The sequence below is a fragment of the Pseudomonas sp. TSRC2-2 genome (genome assembly GCF_049897785.1).
GTDB lineage: Bacteria > Pseudomonadota > Gammaproteobacteria > Pseudomonadales > Pseudomonadaceae > Aquipseudomonas.
Genome location: NZ_JAFCWZ010000007.1, coordinates 32,052 through 52,132 on the forward strand (window position 1 = coordinate 32,052; position 20,081 = coordinate 52,132).

18 protein-coding genes are annotated in these 20,081 nt (G+C 61.1%); all 18 read left to right on the forward strand.

Features of this window, described 5'->3' with window-relative positions:
* Positions 1–310: 310 nt before the first annotated feature.
* Positions 311–1,663 carry a TolC family outer membrane protein gene (locus ACP7D9_RS15330; RefSeq protein ID WP_101157108.1) on the forward strand — a complete coding sequence of 451 codons (1,353 nt, stop codon included), beginning with the start codon at positions 311–313 and terminating at the stop codon, positions 1,661–1,663.
* Positions 1,664–1,696: 33 nt separating this feature from the next.
* A complete protein-coding gene (locus ACP7D9_RS15335; protein WP_426158369.1) occupies positions 1,697–3,853 on the forward strand; it encodes a type I secretion system permease/ATPase in 2,157 nt (718 codons plus the stop codon).
* The gene (locus ACP7D9_RS15340) at positions 3,843–5,210 is read left to right on the forward strand and encodes an HlyD family type I secretion periplasmic adaptor subunit (protein WP_101157087.1); all 1,368 of its coding nucleotides are present in this window, start codon (positions 3,843–3,845) and stop codon (positions 5,208–5,210) included. Before ACP7D9_RS15335 ends, ACP7D9_RS15340 begins: the two co-directional genes overlap by 11 nt.
* A 371-nt stretch (positions 5,211–5,581) precedes the next feature.
* A complete protein-coding gene (locus tag ACP7D9_RS15345; RefSeq protein WP_426158371.1) occupies positions 5,582–6,478 on the forward strand; it encodes a TauD/TfdA dioxygenase family protein in 897 nt (298 codons plus the stop codon).
* Positions 6,479–6,495: 17 nt separating this feature from the next.
* Positions 6,496–7,356 (forward strand): ABC transporter ATP-binding protein, encoded by an 861-nt coding sequence (locus tag ACP7D9_RS15350; protein WP_426158373.1) that lies wholly within the window; start codon positions 6,496–6,498, stop codon positions 7,354–7,356.
* Between the two features lie 20 nt (positions 7,357–7,376).
* The gene (locus ACP7D9_RS15355; RefSeq protein ID WP_397478595.1) at positions 7,377–8,243 is read left to right on the forward strand and encodes an ABC transporter permease; all 867 of its coding nucleotides are present in this window, start codon (positions 7,377–7,379) and stop codon (positions 8,241–8,243) included.
* A 133-nt stretch (positions 8,244–8,376) separates the two neighbouring features.
* Complete coding sequence (locus tag ACP7D9_RS15360; RefSeq protein ID WP_016772273.1) at positions 8,377–9,294, forward strand: LysR family transcriptional regulator; 918 nt, start codon at positions 8,377–8,379, stop codon at positions 9,292–9,294.
* 199 nt (positions 9,295–9,493) lie between these two features.
* Complete coding sequence (locus ACP7D9_RS15365; protein ID WP_426158376.1) at positions 9,494–11,032, forward strand: MFS transporter; 1,539 nt, start codon at positions 9,494–9,496, stop codon at positions 11,030–11,032.
* A gap of 27 nt (positions 11,033–11,059) precedes the next feature.
* Positions 11,060–12,127, forward strand: coding sequence for an HlyD family secretion protein (locus ACP7D9_RS15370; RefSeq protein ID WP_426158378.1), 1,068 nt, complete (start codon positions 11,060–11,062; stop codon positions 12,125–12,127).
* Positions 12,124–13,692, forward strand: a complete 1,569-nt coding sequence (locus ACP7D9_RS15375; protein ID WP_426158380.1) for an efflux transporter outer membrane subunit — start codon at positions 12,124–12,126, stop codon at positions 13,690–13,692. Before ACP7D9_RS15370 ends, ACP7D9_RS15375 begins: the two co-directional genes overlap by 4 nt.
* Positions 13,693–13,769: 77 nt before the next feature.
* The gene (locus tag ACP7D9_RS15380) at positions 13,770–14,015 is read left to right on the forward strand and encodes a DUF2789 domain-containing protein (RefSeq protein ID WP_426158382.1); all 246 of its coding nucleotides are present in this window, start codon (positions 13,770–13,772) and stop codon (positions 14,013–14,015) included.
* 90 nt (positions 14,016–14,105) lie between these two features.
* Positions 14,106–14,351, forward strand: coding sequence for a type II toxin-antitoxin system Phd/YefM family antitoxin (locus ACP7D9_RS15385; RefSeq protein ID WP_041477418.1), 246 nt, complete (start codon positions 14,106–14,108; stop codon positions 14,349–14,351).
* Positions 14,341–14,622 carry a type II toxin-antitoxin system RelE family toxin gene (locus ACP7D9_RS15390; RefSeq protein ID WP_071174010.1) on the forward strand — a complete coding sequence of 94 codons (282 nt, stop codon included), beginning with the start codon at positions 14,341–14,343 and terminating at the stop codon, positions 14,620–14,622. Before ACP7D9_RS15385 ends, ACP7D9_RS15390 begins: the two co-directional genes overlap by 11 nt.
* Positions 14,623–14,983: 361 nt before the next feature.
* A complete protein-coding gene (locus tag ACP7D9_RS15395; RefSeq protein WP_426158385.1) occupies positions 14,984–15,412 on the forward strand; it encodes a MarR family winged helix-turn-helix transcriptional regulator in 429 nt (142 codons plus the stop codon).
* Positions 15,409–17,472: an FUSC family protein gene (locus ACP7D9_RS15400; protein WP_312998318.1), complete on the forward strand. Its 2,064-nt coding sequence runs from the start codon at positions 15,409–15,411 to the stop codon at positions 17,470–17,472. Before ACP7D9_RS15395 ends, ACP7D9_RS15400 begins: the two co-directional genes overlap by 4 nt.
* Positions 17,469–17,678 (forward strand): DUF1656 domain-containing protein, encoded by a 210-nt coding sequence (locus ACP7D9_RS15405; RefSeq protein WP_016772264.1) that lies wholly within the window; start codon positions 17,469–17,471, stop codon positions 17,676–17,678. The genes ACP7D9_RS15400 and ACP7D9_RS15405 overlap by 4 nt, the downstream gene beginning before the upstream one ends.
* Positions 17,675–18,562 (forward strand): efflux RND transporter periplasmic adaptor subunit, encoded by an 888-nt coding sequence (locus tag ACP7D9_RS15410; RefSeq protein ID WP_076564936.1) that lies wholly within the window; start codon positions 17,675–17,677, stop codon positions 18,560–18,562. The genes ACP7D9_RS15405 and ACP7D9_RS15410 overlap by 4 nt, the downstream gene beginning before the upstream one ends.
* On the forward strand, positions 18,559–20,001 hold the full coding sequence (locus ACP7D9_RS15415; RefSeq protein WP_426158388.1) for an efflux transporter outer membrane subunit: 1,443 nt from the start codon (positions 18,559–18,561) through the stop codon (positions 19,999–20,001). The genes ACP7D9_RS15410 and ACP7D9_RS15415 overlap by 4 nt, the downstream gene beginning before the upstream one ends.
* Positions 20,002–20,081 lie beyond the last annotated feature (80 nt).

The following is a 20,081-nucleotide window of genomic DNA, read 5'->3' on the forward strand; positions in this document are numbered from 1 at the left end:
GCGTCGGCGCCACTTCAGTCTGGACGTACTTTCTATAAATGGATAACTTATTGGCGCTGTATTTCCGTCAATAATCTGGCTATAAATTATCGCGATTAACTTTATGCCAAATTATTGACCTTCTGGGAGCCATCCTAAACAATCGCCCCACTAATGTCACATTGATATTTCCGCGGCGACCTGTCCTTCAGCGTGTCATCCAGTTCCTCTTTTGAACTTTCCGACATACGGTCTTTCGGGTTGCCATCATCCGACGCAGCGCCACGTTTTTGCTGTGATTCAAGACAAGAAGTTCTGGGAAATTCCAACCATGCGTTCGCTTTTGCTCCTTGCCGCTCCCTTCGCCCTCGCCGCCTCTTTTGTACAAGCACAATCCTTACCAGAAGCCATGCAACAGGCGCTGGATGTCCATCCGGAGATTCAGGCGGGGGTTAACAGTCGATTGGCGGCGGATTACCAGCTGAAGGCGGCGAAGGGCGGATACCTGCCCAAGGTTGATCTGCTGGGCGGTTACGGTCGTGAGGGCACCGATAGCGTGACGACCCGAGCGAACAGTGGCGGCAATCACTGGGAGACGTTAACCCGCAGCGAGTCAAGTTTACGTCTCTCGCAAATGGTTTTTGACGGTTTTGCGACCTCCAACGAAGTTGCGCGTCAACAAGCCAACGTCAGCTCACGCGCCTACTCGCTGCTTGGCACTTCCGAGCGCACCGCGCTGACCGTCGCCCAGGTTTATCTGGACGTGCTGACCCGCCGCGAATTCGTGCGTCTGGCCGAGGAAAATCTCAAGAGTCACCAGCGCATCTACGACCAGATCCAGTTGCGCACCCAGCGCGGCGTGGGCAGTGGCGCCGATCTTGATCAGGCCGAAGCGCGGATGGCCCAGGCCCGCAACAACCTGATCACCGAGCAGACCAACCTCGCCGACTCGGAAACCAATTTCCTCAGCGCCGTGGGTCAGATGCCCGATCAACTGGAGCGCCCGGCGCCGTTCATGGCAATGATGCCGGCCAACCTCAACGAGGCCCGCGCACAGATGCTGGAAAACAGCCCGATCCTGCGTTCCGCCGAGTCGGATATTGCCGCTGCCGAGAAGCAGTTCGCCACGGCCAAATCGACGTTCTACCCACGCTTCGACGCCGAACTGGGCCGCACCGCCGACAACGATCTTGACGGCCAGAATGGCCACAACAACGAGTGGCAGGCCATGCTGCGCATGCGCTTCAACCTGTATTCCGGTGGCAGCAACAAGGCTGATCTGGAATCCAAGTCGTACCTGGCCAATCAGGCGCTGGACATCCGCAACAACGCTTTGCGCCAGTTGAACGAAGAGCTGGGCCTGGCCTGGAACGCCCTGAACAACGCCAACGCGCAGGTGCCGATCGCCCAGCAATACGTCGATCACAGCACCTCGGTGCGCACCGCCTACCAGCGTCAATTCAGCCTCGGCGAACGCACCCTGCTGGACTTGCTCGACAGCGAAAACGAACTGTTCACCGCCTCGCGCCGTCTGGCGGAAATCAAAAACGTCCAGTTATTTACTCAGTACCGAATCAAGGCGACCATGGGCCAATTGCTCAAAAGCCAGGGAGTGGTCGCGCCGTTGGCATCCGTTGTGCAGAACGACGTGAAGCCCAAGGTTCAGCTGCCTGGGATGAACTGAGTTATCCCTTCCAACTGTCAAAGAGTGTCGAGCGTGGAATCAGAAGTCAGTCGAGTTCAACTCAGCCATGATCCACGCGCGTTGCACGACGATCCGCTGCTGGATGGTCTGCTCGCCCTGTGCATGCTGCACCAGAAGCCTGCCAGCGCGGCGATGCTGACCACCGGCCTGCCGCTGCCCAAACAACGTTTGAGTGTCGAGTTGCTGCCGCGCGCAGCGGCTCGCGCCGGCCTGCAAGGTCGGGTGCTGCAGCGCAAGCTCGAAGAGATTCCGGCGATCGCCATGCCCGCGCTGTTGCTGCTCAAGGATGGCCGCAGCGCCGTTCTGCTCGGCTGGCAGGGCGACAACGATGCGCGAGTGCTGCTCAGCGAAAGCGATGGCGGCGAATCGGTGGTCAGCCGCGAACTGCTGAGCGACGACTACACCGGCAAAGTGTTCTTCGCTCAGCCGCAGCACAAATTCGACGTCAACCACGGCACGCTGATCCCGCGCGCACGCTCCTGGTTTCGCGACACCCTCAAGCGTTCGCGCTGGTTGTACGCCGATGCGATCGCGGCGAGTTTCCTGATCAACATCATCGCCATGGCGGCGCCGCTGTTCGTGATGAACGTCTACGACCGCGTGGTGCCGAACCAGGCCGAAGCAACCTTGTGGGTGCTGGCGCTGGGCATTACCGGCGCGTACATCTTCGACCTGATTCTGAAAAGCCTGCGCAGTCTGTGCCTGGACCTGGCCGGCAAGAAAACCGACCTGATCATCTCGGCGACGCTGTTCGAACGCATCGTCGGCATGGCGATGAAATACCGCCCGGCGCGGGTCGGCAGCTTCGCGCAGAACATCCATGAGTTTCAGAGCCTGCGCGACTTCCTTGCCTCGCTGACCCTGACCAGCCTGATCGACCTGCCGTTCACGATTTTGATCTTCATCGTGATCGCCATTCTCGGCGGGCATCTGGTATGGATTCCGGTGCTGGCGTTCCCGATTGCCCTGCTGATCGGCTACGCCTTGCAGAAGCCCTTGATCGCGACCATGGAGCGGACCATGGCACTGGGCGCCGAGCGCCAGTCGAGCCTGATCGAAACCCTCGCCGGCCTCGACGCGGTCAAGGTCAACAACGCCGAAAGCGAACGCCAGTATCAGTGGGAGCAGACCATCGGCACCCTTAGCCGCCTCGAGCTGCGAGTGAAAATGCTTTCCGGTCTGGCGATGAACATCACCCTGCTGATCCAGCAACTGGCGGGGGGGATCATGATCGTCTTCGGCGTCTACCAGATCATCGCCGGTAACCTGAGCATGGGCGGGCTGATTGCCTGCTACATGCTCAGTGGCCGCGCGCTGAGCCCGCTGGCGTCGCTGTCCGGCCTGCTCACGCGCTATCAGCAGGCGCGGGTGACCATGACTTCGGTCGACCAGATGATGGAGCTGCCGCAGGAGCGCAATTTCGAAGAACGGCCGCTGAGCCGCAAGGTTTTGCAGGGCGCCATCGAATGCCGCCAGCTCAGCTTCACCTACCCGGACCAGCAGAATCCGGCGCTGAAGAACATCAACCTGGTCATCCGTCCCGGCGAGAAGATCGGCATCATCGGCCGCAGCGGCTCGGGCAAAAGCTCGCTCGCCAAGCTGCTGGTCGGCCTGTATCAGCCGGACGACGGCGCGCTGCTGGTCGATGGCGTGGACATCCGCCAGATCGACGTCAGCGAACTGCGCTACAACATCGGCTACGTGCCGCAGGACATTCAACTGCTGTCCGGCACCCTGCGTGACAATCTCGTGTCCGGCGCGCGTTACGTCGAAGACGAGCTGGTGCTGCAAGCCGCGGAACTGGCCGGCGTCCACGAATTCGCTCGCCTGCATCCGCAGGGTTACGAGCTGCAAGTCGGCGAGCGCGGGCAGAACCTGTCCGGCGGCCAACGGCAGAACGTCGCGCTGGCCCGGGCGCTGTTACTCAATCCGCCGATTCTGCTGATGGACGAGCCGACCAGCGCGATGGACAACACCGGCGAAGAACGCCTCAAGCAACGCCTCGCGGCGGTGATCGAAAACAAGACCGTGGTGCTGGTGACGCACCGGGCATCGCTGTTGTCGCTGGTCGATCGCCTGCTGGTGGTCGATCGCGGGCAGATTCTCGCCGACGGCCCGAAAGCCGCCGTGATGGAAGCGTTGAAGAAGGGGCAGATCAGTGTTGCTTAAGTCCGGTGTCAAGGAGTCGATCCGTCGCTACTTCAAGGGCTCTGCCTCGCTGCAGGGCCAGCCGCTGCCGGAGGTCAACAAGGCGCTGATCGAAGACGCCCCGCGCGTCGTGCGCCTGACCATCTGGGCGATCATAGGCTTCTTCGTGTTCCTCATGCTCTGGGCCAACTTCGCCGTGATCGACGAAGTGACCAAGGGCGACGGCAAGGCAATTCCATCGTCCAAGATCCAGAAAATCCAGAACCTCGAAGGTGGCATCGTCGCCGAACTGTTCGTCAAGGAAGGTCAGATCGTCGAGGCCGGCGCGCCGTTGATCCGTCTCGACGACACGCGTTTTGCTTCCAACGTTGGCGAAACCGAGGCTGATCGCCTGTCGATGCTACTGCGTGTCGAGCGCCTGAGCGCGGAGGTCGATGATCGTCCACTGAATTTCCCCGAGGACGTGCTCAAAGCCGTGCCCGGTCAGGCGAAAAGCGAAGAGTCGCTGTACATCAGCCGTCGTCAGCAGTTGCACGACGAAATCGGTGGTTTGCAGGAGCAGTTGATCCAGCGTCAGCAAGAGCTGCGTGAGTTCAGCTCCAAGCAAGCGCAGTACCGTCAGCAACTTGGCTTGCAACGTCAGGAAATCAACATGTCCGAGCCCTTGGTGGCGCAGGGCGCGGTCTCGCCAGTGGAAGTGTTGCGCCTCAAGCGTGCCGAAGTGGAAACCCGCGGCCAGCTCGACGCGACCACGCTGGCCATCCCGCGCGCGGAATCGGCGATCAAGGAAGTGCAGCGCAAGATCGACGAAACCCGTGGCAAATTCCGCAGTGAAGCGCTCACTCAACTCAACGAAGCACGCACCGATCTGAACAAGGCCCAGGCCACCGGCAAGGCGCTGGAAGACCGCGTCAGCCGTACGCTGGTCACCTCGCCAGTGCGCGGCATCGTCAATAAACTGCTGGTCAACACCATCGGCGGCGTGATCCAGCCGGGCAGCGACATGGTTGAAATCGTACCGCTGGACGACACCCTGCTGGTCGAAGCCAAGATCCGACCGCAGGACATCGCCTTCCTGCATCCGGGGCAGGAAGCGATCGTCAAATTCACCGCCTATGACTACACCATTTACGGCGGGCTCAAGGCGCAGCTTGAGCAGATCGGCGCCGACACCATCACCGACGAAGACAAGAAAACCACTTATTACGTGATCAAGGTGCGCACTGAGCGCAGCCATTTGGGCACCGATGAAAAGCCTTTGCTGATCATCCCGGGGATGGTCGCTTCGGTGGATATCATCACCGGCAAGAAGTCGGTGTTGAGCTATTTGCTGAAGCCGATCATTCGGGCGCGGGCTGAGGCGTTGCACGAGCGCTAGGTCTTCAGCGCGGCTTGCGGCCTCTTCGCGAGCAAGCTCGCTCCCACATTGGTCCTTAACCGAACGCAAAATTTTCGGTCACTGGAGATCAACTGTGGGAGCGAGCTTGCTCGCGAAGGCGTCAGTTGCATCGATGCATCTGTCAGTAAGTGACAAAAACCGTCACTCATCACGCCGTCCATTCCTCACCATTCGCCATATCGTTATTCAATAACGGTATTTAACCTCCAGTTTTTATAGCTATAAATTCCTCTCCCTGCGTACCTGCCGACCAATCGGCGCGCCGCACGACCTGAACCGACACGCAATCGAGCGTGAGTGTCTGATCGACGAGCGCGCCCTTGGGCGCGCCGTGCGTGGGAGATGGAAAGATGTCCACAGCTACTGCCACCCCGAGCGCCGCGACCGCCGCGCCGCAAACCTTTGAGATTCGCCCGTTCAGCGGTGCCGTCGGCGCCGAAATCGTTGGCCTCGACCTGAGCCGACCGGTCAATGACGAGGATTTCGCGCGCATTCATCGCGCGCACCTGGATCACCATGTCGTGGTGTTCCGCGACCAGCAGATCACCCCGCAACAGCAAATCGATTTCAGCCGCCGTTTCGGCGTGCTGCAGATCCACGTGCTCAAGCAATTCCTGCTGGCCAATCATCCGGAAATTCTCATCGTTTCCAACATCATCGAGAACGGCCAAAACATCGGTCTCGGTGACGCCGGCAAGTTCTGGCATTCCGATCTTTCCTATAAAGAGCTGCCGAGTCTCGGCTCGATGCTGCACGCCCAGGAGTTGCCGGAGGAGGGCGGCGACACGCTGTTTGCCGACATGCACAAAGCCTGGGACGACTTGCCCGCAGCATTGCGCAATGCGGTTGAAGGACGCTTTGCCGCGCATTCCTACACGGCGCGTTACAGCGAAAGCAAATTCGAGGGCAACTGGCGCCCGACCCTGACCCCGGAACAACTGGCGCAAGTCGCCGAAGTCGTGCATCCGGTGGTGCGCACGCACCCGGAAAATGGGCGTAAGGCCCTGTTCGTCAGCGAAGGCTTCACCACGCGCATCGTTGGTCTGCCGGAAGACGAAAGTCAGCAACTGCTGAGTGAGCTCTACGCCCACAGCGTGCTGGCGCAGAACATCTACCGCCATCAGTGGCAACCCCATGATCTGGTGTTCTGGGACAACCGCTCGCTGATCCACCTCGCCGCCGGCTGCCCCGCGCATCTGCGCCGCAAGCTGTATCGCACGACCATCCAGGGCGACGCGCCTTTCTGATTTGCCGGAGATCGACCATGAACGCCCCTTTGCCAGGCCGCGCGGCCAGCAACCCGATCGCCCGCAGCGAAGCGTTGCTGGCCGTCGATCACGTCAGCCTCGAATACCGCACGCCGCAGCGCGTGGTGCGCGCCACCCATCAAGTCAGTTTCGAAATCGACCCGGCCGACCGCTACGTGCTGCTCGGCCCGTCCGGCTGCGGCAAGTCGACCTTGCTCAAAGCCGTCGCCGGTTTCATTCAGCCGTCCGAAGGCGAGATCCGTTTGCAAGGCCAGCGCGTCGATGCGCCGGGGCCGGACCGGATTGTGGTGTTTCAGGAATTCGATCAACTGCCGCCGTGGAAGACCGTCAAACAGAACGTGATGTTTCCGCTGCTGGCTTCGCGAACGTTGAACAAAAAACATGCCGAAGAACGTGCGCTGCACTATCTGGAAAAGGTCGGGCTGGCGGCGTTCGCCGATGCCTATCCACACACGTTGTCCGGCGGCATGAAAGCGCGGGTAGCGATCGCCCGGGCCTTGGCCATGCAGCCAAAAATTCTCTTGATGGACGAACCCTTCGCTGCGCTCGATGCGCTGACCCGCCGCAAGATGCAGGAGGAATTGCTGCTGCTCTGGGAGGAGGTGCGCTTCACCCTGTTGTTCGTCACCCATTCGATTGAAGAAGCCCTGGTGGTGGGCAATCGCATTCTCTTGTTGTCGCCGCATCCGGGCCGCGTGCGCGCCGAAGTGCACAGCCATCAATACGACCTGCACAGCCTCGGTGGCGCGGCGTTTCAGGAATCGGCACGACGCATTCATCGTCTGCTGTTCGATGAGGGCCAGGCGCCCGAGACCGAACGTGAGCATGACTTCAACGACATTCGCATCGCCTATTGAGCGGCCAGGAGGACTACCCGATGAGCCATTCATCATCCGTGCGTGAGGAATTCGAAACCGTGCTCGAGCCGCTGACTGCAGTGCCGGTCGAGCGCGAGCTGCCGCTGAGCACGCGGTTATGGCAACAAGGCTGGCTGCGCAAAGGTTTGATCCTGATCGTCCTGGCGATCATCTGGGAAGTGGTCGCGCGCATTCAGAACAACGACCTGATGCTGCCGGGTTTTCTGCAAACCGCGCATGCCTTGTTCGACGGGCTGCTCAGTGGCGAGCTGTTGGCCAAGGTGTGGATATCTTTGATGGTGCTGATCAAGGGTTATCTGATCGGCATCGTCCTCGCGTTCGCTCTGACGACATTGGCGGTCTCGACCCAGTTGGGGCGTGACTTGCTCAGTACGATGACTTCTATGTTCAACCCGTTACCGGCGATTGCCCTGCTGCCGCTGGCGCTGCTCTGGTTCGGATTGGGCCAGAACAGCCTGATTTTCGTGCTGGTGCATTCAGTGTTGTGGGCGCTGGCGCTCAACACTTATGCCGGATTTCTCGGCGTCTCCGAAACGCTGCGCATGGCCGGGCGCAACTATGGCCTGAAGGGTTTGCGCCTGGTCCTGTTCATCCTGATTCCGGCGGCGCTGCCGTCGATTCTTGCGGGTTTGAAGATTGGCTGGGCGTTTGCCTGGCGCACCTTGATCGCCGCCGAACTGGTGTTTGGCGCGACCAGTGGCAAGGGCGGACTGGGCTGGTACATCTTCCAGAATCGCAATGAGCTGTATACCGACAAGGTGTTTGCCGGGTTGGCGGTGGTGATTCTGATTGGTCTGCTGGTGGAAAATCTGGTGTTTGACACCCTTGAGCGTGTGACGGTGAAGCGGTGGGGTATGCAGCGCTGACCTGAAAAGATCACAGCCTTCGGCAGCTCCTACAAGCAAATGCGATCCTCTGGTAGGAGCTGCCGAAGGCTGCGATCTGTTGATCTGCTAGCATTGCGCCCGAATCAATTGAGATCAGCCAAGAGTGCTCAGCATGCAACTCCCGGACATGAACCTTCTGGTCGCCCTCGACGCCTTGCTCGACGAAGGCAGTGTGGTCGGCGCGGCGCGGCGGATGAACCTCAGTCCGGCGGCCATGAGTCGCACCCTGACGCGGATCCGCGAAGCCATCGGCGATCCGATACTGGTGCGCGCCGGGCGTGGTCTGGTGCCGACACCCAAAGCCCTCGAGTTACGCGAACAGGTGCGAGATGTGGTCGAACAGGCGGCGCTGCTGTTCCGTTCGGCCGATAGCGTAGAACTGGGCACCCTGCGGCGGCGTTTCAGCATCCGCGCCAATGATTTTTTCGTCGGCGTCTACGGCGGCAAACTGTTCGATACCCTCGATCAACTGGCTCCGCATTGTGAATTGCGCTTCGTCCCGGAAGGCGATGGCGACGATGAGGCGCTGCGCGAAGGGCGCATCGATCTGAGCGTCAGCAACACCCGACCGCTCACGCCGGAGGTGAAGGTGCAGAACCTGTTCTCTACACATTTCGTCGGCCTGGTGCGCGAGAACCATCCGCTGCTCGACGGCGAAATCACTGCCGAGCGCTACGCCGGTTTCTCCCACATCAGCATGTCCCGCCGTGGCATCGCTCGCGGCCCGATCGACACGGCGTTGAATGCGTTGGGACTGGAGCGCCGGGTGGCGGTGATCGCGCCGAGTTTCCACGCGGCGATGTTTGCCTTGCCCGACTCCGACCTGATCCTGCCGGTGCCCAAAGAAGCCCTGCTCAGCGTGCGGCGGCTGGGCTTGAAACTGCGCTCATTCGACCTGCCGATTCCGCTGCCGATGCTGATGCTGACCCAGGCCTGGCACCCACGCTTCGACAAGGATCCGGCGCATCGCTGGCTGCGCGAAACCCTCAAGACCTGCTGCGATGAAACGTGGCTGGCGGCACAGCCCTAAAAAAAGCAAAGCAAAAGATCGCAGCCTTCGGCAGCTCCCACACTGGAATGCATTTCACCTGTCGGAGCTGCCGAAGGCTGCGATCTTTTGCTTTTGATATTTGTGTTCAATGCACTTATAACCTGCCGATAAGTCAATTTTCGTCAGCATCAAGCCCCACTAAAATGCTCCGGTATTTTCACCCCCGGAGTTTTCATTCATGACATCCCTGACGGTCACGGCGCCTCTCGCCGCGACCAGCCCGGCGACGGCGGTTGCGCCACCGGTGTTCGGGGCGCGGATCATCATTGGTCTGGTCGGCGTGCTGTTGGCCGTGCTGGTCTCGGGCCTCAACGAGATGGTCACCAAAGTCGCACTCGCAGATATTCGTGGCGCGCTGCACATCGGCTATGACGAAGGCACCTGGCTGGTCGCCAGTTACACCGCCACGTCGGTTGCGGCCATGGCCTTCGCGCCGTGGTGCTCGGTGACCTTCTCACTGCGCCGTTTCACTCTTTGCGCCATCGGCCTGTTTACGTTGCTCGGCGTGCTGTGCCCGTTTGCCCCGAATTACGAAAGCCTGTTGTTGATGCGCATCCTCCAGGGCCTGGCCGGCGGTGCACTGCCGCCGATGCTGATGACCGTCGCGCTGCGCTTTTTGCCGGCGAACATCAAACTGTACGGACTGGCCGGCTACGCGCTCACCGCAACGTTTGGCCCGGGACTCGGCACGCCGCTGGCCGGTCTTTGGACTGAATACGTCGGCTGGCAATGGACCTTCTGGCAGATCATCGTACCGTGCCTGATCGCCATGGTCGCCGTTGCCTACGGCTTGCCGCAGGATCCGCTGCGGCTGGAGCGGCTCAAGTCATTCAACTGGAAAGGCCTGCTGCTGGGCTTTCCGGCGATCTGCATGCTGGTCATCGGCCTGTTGCAGGGCAATCGCCTGGACTGGTTCGAGTCGAATCTGATCTGTGGATTACTCGGCGCCGGTTCGCTGCTGTTGGTGGCGTTCATGATCAATGAATGGTCGCAGCCGATTCCGTTTTTCAAGCTGCAGATGCTCGGCATCCGCAACCTGTTGTTCGCCCTGATTACCCTCGCCGGCGTGCTGATCGTGCTACTGGCGGTGGTGCTGATTCCGTCGAGCTATCTGGCGCAGGTACAAGGTTATCGTCCGGCGCAGACCGCACCGATCATGCTCATTGCTGCGTTGCCGCAACTGATTGCGCTGCCGTTGGTGGCGGCGCTGTGCAATTTGCGCTGGGTCGATTGTCGCTGGGTGCTCGGCATCGGTCTGGGCATGCTCACGTTGTCCTGTCTGGGCGGTTCGCACCTGACCTCGGTGTGGATTCGCGATGATTTCTATGTCCTGCAATGGCTGCAGATCTTCGGTCAGCCGATGGCGGTGTTGCCGCTGTTGATGTTGTCGACCGGCAGTATTTCGCCGATGGAAGGACCCTTTGCGTCGGCGTGGTTCAACACCGTCAAAGGTCTTGCCGCAGTGGTTGCCACCGGCGTCATCGAAGCGCTGACCACATCGCGCCTGCATTTCCATTCGACCATGTTGGTCGACAGCCTCGGCAATTCGCCGCTGGCCGATCACAGCGATCCGGGCCTCGCCCACCGCTTGCACGAGCAGGCCGTGGTGCTGACTTCGTCCGATCTCTACGTGTGCATGGCCGGCGTCGCCGTGGCGTTGATTCTGTTGATTTTCTGGCTGCCCACGCGGATCTATCCGCCGCGCGCGCCGACCTGATCGCTGCACTGAAACTGAAGGTTTTTTATGACTCAATCCAAGCAAAAACTTGCGGTGGCCGTGGCTGCCGCGCTGGCGGTGGGCGTGCTGGTGTACCTGGCGATGCCCGGGCTGTTCGGCCAACGCACCGAGCAGACCACCAACGACGCCTTCGTCTGCGCCGACTACACGCTGGTGGTGCCGCGCGTGGCCGGGTTCATCAAGCAGGTGCTGGTCGAAGACAACCAACAGGTCAAGGCCGGGCAGTTGCTGGCGCTGATCGATGACCGTGATTTGCGCGCGGCGGCGGAAGCGGCGGATGCGCAAACCCTGGTCGCGCGGGCGCAGTTGCAGAACGCCAACGCGACTCTCGAGCGGCAGGCTTCGCTGATTGCTCAGGCGCAGGCTGCAGTGGTCTCGGCGAAAGCGCAAATGGCCTTTGCGCAACAGGAACTGAACCGCTACAACCACCTCGCCGGTGTCGGCGCCGGCACCGTACAGAACGCGCAGCAGGCGCGCACGCGCATTGATCAGGCGTCGGCGCGTCTCGATACTGCGACGGCGAGACTTGCGGCCGAACGCAAGCAAGTCGAGATTCTCACCGCTCAGCGCAACGCCGCCGAAGGCAATCTGAAACACGCGCAGGCGGCGCTGGAGATCGCCAGTTTCAACCTCTCTTACACGCGTATTACTGCGCCGCAGGACGGCATGATCGGCGAGCGTGCGGTGCGTGTTGGCGCTTACGTCATCCCGGGCAGCAAATTGCTGGCAGTAGTGCCATTGCAGCAGGCCTATGTGGTGGCCAATTTTCAGGAAACCCAGTTGACTGACGTGCAGCCGGGGCAGGATGTGCAAGTGCGGGTCGACAGCTTGGGCGGCGAAGCCTTGAGCGGTCGCGTCGAGAGCATTGCGCCGGCAACTGGCGTGACATTCGCGGCGGTGAAACCGGATAACGCCACCGGTAATTTCACCAAGGTTGTGCAGCGGATTCCGGTGAAGATCGTGCTGGAACCGGGCCAGCCACTGGCTGAGCGGTTGCGGGTGGGGATGTCGGTGGAGGCGAGTATTGATACCGCCAGCTCAAAGGCGTCCGGGCGCGAGGTAACGCAGCGATGATCGGTGTTGAATCGGCTGGCGCCTTCGCGAGCAGGCTCGCTCCCACAGGGACAACGCATTGCAGAATGTGGGAGCGAGCCTGCTCGCGAAAACGCCAGTGGCAGCAGCTAACTTTCAGTGCCTTGCTCACAATGAGTCTCACCGCCTGCACCGTCGGCCCAGACTTCCAGAAACCCGAAGCCCCTCAACCTGCCGACTGGGCCAAACCGGCCCGGTCCGCCCCAAGCGAGGCCGTCAGCGAACCCTTGAACGAACGCTGGTGGGAAACCTTCCACGACCCGCAACTTTCCGCGCTCACCCAGCGCGCGCTGAACAGCAACCTCGATCTGCAACTGGCCAGCAGCCGCCTGCAACAAAGCCGCGCCGCGCGCCAGGTAATGACCGCCGAACGTTATCCGAACAGCGCCGCCACCGGCAGCTACGCACGCAAGCGCAACAGCGGCGAAGGTCTCAATGATCCATCGGGAAATAACGGTGATTCGGCTTTCAACCTGTGGGATGCCGGTTTCTCGGCCTCATGGGAACTGGATTTCTGGGGTCGCGTGCGCCGTGAAACCGAAGCCGCTGACGCCAATCTCGAAGTGGCGGAAAACGATCGTCGCGGTGTGCTGCTGACCGTTCTCGCCGACACCGCGCAAAATTACATTCAGCTGCGCGGCGTGCAGAATACCCGCGCCGTCACCGAGCAGAATCTCGATGTCGCCCGGCATAGCCTGAAGCTTTCGCAGCTGCGTCTGGCTGACGGGGTGGCGACCGATCTCGATGTCGCCGAAGCCGCCGCGCAAGTCGCCGCCATCGAAGCACGGCTGCCAGCGCTTGAGCAGCGTCAGGCGCAACTGATCAACGCGATCAGTCTGTTGATGGGCGAGCCGCCGCAGGCACTCGCTCAAGCATTGTCCAAAGACGCGGCAGTGCCGCAGTCGCCGCTGCAAGTCGCGATCGGCCTGCCGTCGGAACTGGCCGAGCGCCGCCCGGATATCCGCCAGGCCGAAGCGCATCTGCACGCCGCCACCGCCAACATCGGTGTGGCCAAGGGTGATTTCTATCCGCGCATCACGTTGTCCGGCAACTTCGGATCGCAGGCGATGCAACTGAGCGATTTCGGCTCCTGGGGCTCGCGCGCCTTCGGCATCGGCCCGCAATTCAGCCTGCCGCTGTTCGACGGCGGTCGCCTGCGCGGCATGCTGCAACTGCGCGAAGCCCAGCAACAGGCAGCGGCCATCGCCTACCAGCAGACTGTGCTGCGCGCCTGGCATGAAATCGACGATCAACTGACCGCGTACAACGCCAGCCAGCGCCGTCGCGACAGCCTCGCCGAAGCCGTGCGCCAGAACCGCATCGCCCTGCGCACTGCGCAGCAGCAATACGTTGAAGGCGTGGTCGATTTCGTCAACGTTCTCACCGTGCAAAGCGCCTTGCTCGCCACGCAGGAACAATGGGTGGAAAGCTCGACCGGCGTTTCCCTGGCGATGGTCGGTTTGTACAAGGCGTTGGGCGGCGGATGGCAATCGGTCTACCCGGCAGCGCACCTGGCCGCAGGCTCGCCGGATGTCGCCAGGCCCTGAACCGCAGCGACAGCTATGATCAACTCCACTGCAGTAAACGGCGCAACGCCGGACCTGGACTGCAGAGGAGTTGCATCATGGAAAATCCGCAGCACAGCTTACCGGCCCTGTTCAAACAACTCGGTCTCGCTGACGACCCGACCGGCATCGACCAATTCATCGCCAGCCATTCCCCGCTCAAGCCGGAATTGCATCTGGCCGACGCGTTTTTCTGGACGCAAAGTCAGGCGCAGTTCTTGCGCGACGAGATTCTGGAGGACGCGGATTGGGCGGAGGTGGTGGATCAGTTGAATGTGATGTTGCGGAAGGGGCGGGTGGGGTGATCATTGCGAAGTTTGTATCCTCGTCGAACGCCGCAGTTGTCCATTGGGTATAAATAGACCAAAATCACGTCCTAATTTGAGGTCCTTATTATGCAAAGTGTTCTTGCCGATATGGCTGTCAGTGTCTCTGAACTAAAGAAAAATCCTACTGCCGTGTTGAACGGTGCACATGGGGGGGCCGTCGCTGTCCTCAACCACAATCGCGTCATGGGTTATATGGTGCCGGCCGAAGTTTACGAAGCGATGATGGAGCGGCTTGATGATCTTGAGCTGGCTGACATCGTTCGTTCGCGCCTCCACGAAACGCCCATTTCGGTAAGCCTGGATGACTTATAAGCTTGAGTTTCTGCCGTCTGCGCACAAAGAGTGGAACAAGCTGGGTCATACGTTGCGGGAGCAGTTCAAAAAGAAGCTGGGTGAGAGGCTGAAGCTTCCCAGAATCCCGGCTGACGCCCTCCACAGCATGCCTGACTGCTACAAAATCAAACTCAAAGCCTCGGGGTATCGATTGGTTTACCAAGTCATCGACGAACGAGTCGTGGTTTCTGTGCTAGCGGTTGGCAAGCGCGAACGCAGCAGCGTTTACGATGCTGCCAGGAACCGTTGAACGAGCCCCCGCTTTATTCAAGTGGCCGATGTTTGTCGATGTGATTCTTGAGTGACCGGACTGGGCCACCAAAGTGTGGGATCAGTTGATGTATCGTCTGGCATGCGGCGCAGCATGTAAAAAAAATTGCGCGAAAAGGCTCAGATGTAAAAAAACCTTCTTACTGTAAAAAAAATTTCGTTTTGTCCGTCGCATTAAATTTTTTCTTCGAAAATTACAAATCCAACTCGTGGTACGCCTCGGCCAAGCGTGAGTAGATTTGTTTCAAAACTTGACTGAAATTCCCCTCCAATGCGATATTGATAGTTAGCAAACTAACAGTGTCCGTTATCCCGTGTCCGATTCCATCGACAGTCTCCAGATGAACATCAGCAGTGCCATGGTGGTGGCCGCCCGGCATTGGCGGAAGATCTGCCAGACCACGCTGGTCAACTACGGAATTTCCGAAGCCTGCGCCGTTCCATTGTTAATGATCGGGCGTCTGGGCGAGGGCGTGCGCCAGGTGCAAGTCGCCCAAGCTGCCGGGATGGAGAGTCCGTCGCTGGTGCGGTTGCTTGATCAGCTGTGCCATGCCGGTTACGTCTGTCGCACCGAAGATGCCCAGGATCGCCGCGCCAAGTGCCTGAGCCTGACCGATACCGGCCGCGAGTTGGTGCAAGCGGTCGAGGCCGAGCTGGTGCGCTTGCGCCACGAAGTGCTGGAAGGCATCGAGCGCAGCGATCTGGAAGCTACGCTTCGGGTACTCAAGGCTTTTGAGGCGGCGCGTTCGCCTGTGGTGGTCAATTCTTGAACGGTTTTTTCACTGGCATGCCGCCGGCCCGTGACTGGTTTTACGGGGTCCGCACCTTTGCAGCGTCGATGATTGCGCTGTACATCGCCTTGCTCATGCAAATGCCGCGTCCGTACTGGGCGATGGCCACGGTGTACATCGTCTCCAGCCCGTTTCTCGGCCCGACCAGTTCCAAGGCGCTGTACCGCGCGGCGGGCACTTTCCTGGGCGCGGCGGCGGCGGTGCTGTTCGTGCCGATGTTCGTGCAGAGCCCGTACGTGCTGGTGGTGGTGATCGCGTTGTGGACCGGCATTCTGCTGTTCATGTCCCTGCATCTACGCACGGCCAACAGCTACGCATTGATGCTGGCCGGTTATACCTTGCCACTGATCGCTCTGCCGGTGGTCGATAATCCGCTGGCGGTGTGGGACGTGGCCGAGGCGCGTACCGAAGAGATTTTCCTTGGCATCGCCGTCGCTGCGGTGGTCGGTGCGATGTTCTGGCCGCGTCGGCTGGCACCGGTGTTCAACGATGCGGTGAGCAAGTGGTTCGCCGATGCGACGAGCTACAGCCTGAAGTTTCTCAGTCGCGATGTGCAGCCGGAAGAAGTCACCGCGCTGCGCATGGCCATGGTCGCCAATTTCAACAGCCTCGAATTGATGATCGGCCAGTTGCCCCATGAAGGCGCGCGGCCTCAAACCGTGCGCAACACCAAGGAGCTGCGCGGACGAATGATTCACCTGCTGCCGGTGATCGATGCCCTCGAGGATTCGCTGTATGCCCTTGAACGCCGCACGCCGGAACTGGTGGAAAAATTCCAGCCGCTGCTGACGGCGACCCGTGAATGGCTGGGCCACGCAGACGCCAACCTTGCGCGCTGGCAAGCCCTGAGAGATCAACTCGACGCGCTGCAACCCAGCGCCGAAGCACTGGAAGACCGCAAACAGTTGCTGTTCTCCAACGCGATTTACCGCCTCGGTGAATTCATCGATTTGTGGCAGGACTGCCGCAGCCTGCAGGATGCGATTCTGTGCGAGCGCCAGGACAGCTGGCGCGCGGTCTATCGGCACTGGCGACTCGGCCGTTTGACGCCGTTCATCGATCGCGGGCTGATGCTGTACTCGGTGGCCTCGACCATTCTGGCGATCATCGTCGCATCCGTGCTGTGGATTTTGCTGGGCTGGCCGGACGGCGGCAGCGCGGTGATCCTGGCGGCGGTAGCGTGCAGTTTCTTCGCCTCGATGGACGACCCGGCACCGCAGATTTACCGGTTCTTTTTCTGGACCGGGATGTCGGTGCTGTTCGCCAGCCTTTACCTGTTTCTGATTCTGCCCAACCTGCATGATTTCCCGATGCTGGTGCTGGCGTTTGCCGTGCCGTTCATTTGCATCGGCACGCTGACGGTGCAGCCGCGTTTCTACCTCGGCATGTTGTTGACGCTGGTCAACACGTCGTCGTTCATCAGCATTCAGGGTGCCTACGACGCGGACTTTTTCGCCTTCGCCAACTCCAACCTCGCCGGACCGCTGGGGCTGTTGTTCGCGTTTATCTGGACGCTGGTGGCACGGCCGTTCGGCGCCGAGCTGGCGGCCAAACGCCTGACCCGGTTCAGCTGGAAAGACATCGTCAGCATGACCGAACCGGCCAGCCTCGCCGAGCATCGGCAGTTGGGTGTGCAGTTGCTTGATCGGTTGATGCAGCACCTGCCGCGTCTGGCCCTGACCGGCCAGGACACCGGCATCGCAATGCGCGAAGTGCGTGTCGGCCTGAACATGCTCGATCTGCTCGCCTATACCCCGCGCGTGACTGGCGTGCCAAACGCCCTGTTGCGACAAGTGGTGACCGAGGTCGGCGAGTATTTCCGCGCCTGCCTCAAATCCGGCGAACGCTTGCCGGCACCGAGCGGTCTGCTGATGACACTTGATCGTACCCGCCGTGCGCTGACCGGCCAGGGCGACGACGAAACCCGTCTGCACCTGTTGCACGCCTTGAGCGGTCTGCGTCTGGCCTTGCTGCCCGGCGTCGAATTCGTCTCCAGCGCCGAGCCTGAAGAACCGCTGCCCGATGGAGCGCCCCTATGATCGGTGATCTGGATATCAGCGGTATTTTCCTGCCGACCCTGCTGGTTTTGATGGGCATCACTTACGTGTTGTTTTTGCTGGTGCACGGCGTCCTGCAACGCCTGCACTTTTACCGTCTGGTCTGGCACCGGGCATTGTTCAACGTGGCGCTCTATGCCGTGCTGCTGTACGGCGTGGACTCACTCAGTCGATACCTGATGACATGAAAAAACCTTTTCTGACTATTGGTCGCGTGGTCCTGACCCTGCTGATCGTGACGTTTGCCGTTGTCCTCGTCTGGCGCATGGTGATGTATTACATGTTCGCGCCGTGGACCCGCGACGGCCACATTCGCGCCGACATCATCCAGATCGCCCCGGACGTGTCCGGGCTGATTCAGCAGGTCGAGGTGAAAGACAACCAGTTGATCAAACGTGGCCAGGTGCTGTTCAGCATCGATCAGGACCGCTTCAAACTGGCCCTGCGCCAGGCCAAGGCCGCCGTTGCCGATCGCCAGGAAACCCTCGCCCAGGCGCAGCGTGAAGCCAAGCGTAACCGTGGCCTCGGCAATCTGGTGCCGGCCGAGCAGCTGGAAGAAAGCCAGTCGCGCGTAGCCCGTGCGCAATCGGCGTTGGCCGAAGCGTTGGTAGCGGTGGACAGTGCGCAGCTCAACCTCGACCGCTCGGTGATCCGCAGCCCGGTCGACGGTTACGTCAACGATCGCGCACCACGTCCGCAGGAATTCGTCACCGCCGGGCGCCCGGTGTTGTCGGTGGTCGACAGCAACTCGTTTCACATTGACGGCTATTTCGAAGAAACCAAACTCGACGGCATTCACGTCGGACAGTCGGTGGATATCCGCGTGATTGGTGATCGTGCGCGATTGCGCGGGCATGTCGAAAGTATCGTCGCCGGCATCGAAGACCGCGACCGTACCAGCGGCAGCAACCTGCTGCCCAACGTCAACCCGGCGTTCAGTTGGGTACGTCTGGCGCAGCGGATTCCGGTGCGCATCGCATTCGATGAAGTGCCCGCCGACTTCCGCATGATCGCCGGGCGTACCGCCACCGTGTCGATCATCGACGATCAGCATGAGGAGCCGCAGCCATGAGCAGGGCCTGGTTGATCGCCGGAATGGGCGTGATGCTCTCGGCCTGTCAGATGGTCGGCCCGGATTATCAGGTGCCCGCCGACGCGGCGGTGCAGCGCAAGGATATTCAGGGCGAGCTGGCAGTCGCCGGCAAGCCGGTGGTCTCGGCGCCGGTGCCCGCCGACTGGTGGCGGCTGTACAAAGACCCGCGCCTCGATCAACTGGTGCAGCAGGCCATGGCTACCAATACCGATCTGCGCGTGGCAGCGGCGAACCTGTCGCGGGCGCGGGCTCAGGTGGATGAAGCCGAGGCCGCTGGCGGCTGGAGCGGCGGGGTGAAAATGGGCGCCCAGCGTTTGCAGGAATCCGGTCAGGCGTTCCTGCTGCCGGAGAAAGTGCCGGTGGATAACGTCGGCGACATTGGCATCAGCGCCTCGTATCAGTTTGACCTGTGGGGCACCCTGCAACGCGGCATCGAAGCGGCCAAGGCCAATGCCGACGCGACCCAGGCCGCCGCCGATACCGCACGCATCACTTTGGTGGCGGACGTGGTCCGCGCTTATACGCAAGTTTGTGCTGCCAACGAAGAGCGGGAAATCGCCGAGCATTCTCTCGATCTGCAATCGCAGAGCACCACGCTGATCCAGCGCCTGCGTGATGCCGGGCGAGGCGACGAAACCCAGGTCACCCGTTCGCAAACACAATTCAAATCCCTGCGTGCCGACTTGCCGCGTTATGAAGCGGCGCGTCAGGCCGGGCTGTTCCGTTTGTCGATGCTGCTGGCCAAACCGGTCGAGCAATTGCCGGCGGGCACGGCCCGTTGCGCCGAGTTGCCGAAGATCGCGCAACTGGTGCCGGTGGGTGACGGCGCTGCGCTGCTCAAGCGTCGTCCGGATATCCGTCAGGCCGAACGCCGTCTGGCGGCGGCAACGGCGGGCATCGGTATCGCCACCGGCGAGCTGTACCCGGACATCAGCATCGGCGCGACGATAGGCACCGTCGGTCTCATCGACGATCTGGGCGACCCATCAACCAATCGCTGGGGCTTTGGCCCGTCGCTGAGCTGGAAAGTGCCGACCAACGGCGCCCGCGCGCGCATCCGTGAAGCCGAGGCCAACACCCAGGGCGCGCTGGCGCATTTCGACGGGGTGGTGCTCAACGCCATCCGCGAGACCCAGACCGGGCTGGCGCAGTACAGCGCATTGCTGCAACGCCGCGACGCGCTGGCCGAAGCCGAGCAGTCGGCGAAGCTCGCCGCCGAGCAGACGCACCGTTTCTTCCAGGCCGGCCGCGAGTCGTTCCTCGCCGATCTGCAAGCGACGCGAACCTATACCGATGTCACCGCGCAACTGGCCGCGGCCAACACCCAAGTCGCGATGAGCCAGGTCGATTTGTTCCTGGCGCTGGGCGGTGGCTGGGAAAGCGGACGAACGAACACCTCGGGCGCCAGCAAACCCTGAGGCCATTGCTATGCTTTGAAGTGTTGGAGGGGCGCCCCGTGCCAAGCGCTCCGCCAATGCACATTGCTCGTGCTGGCCCA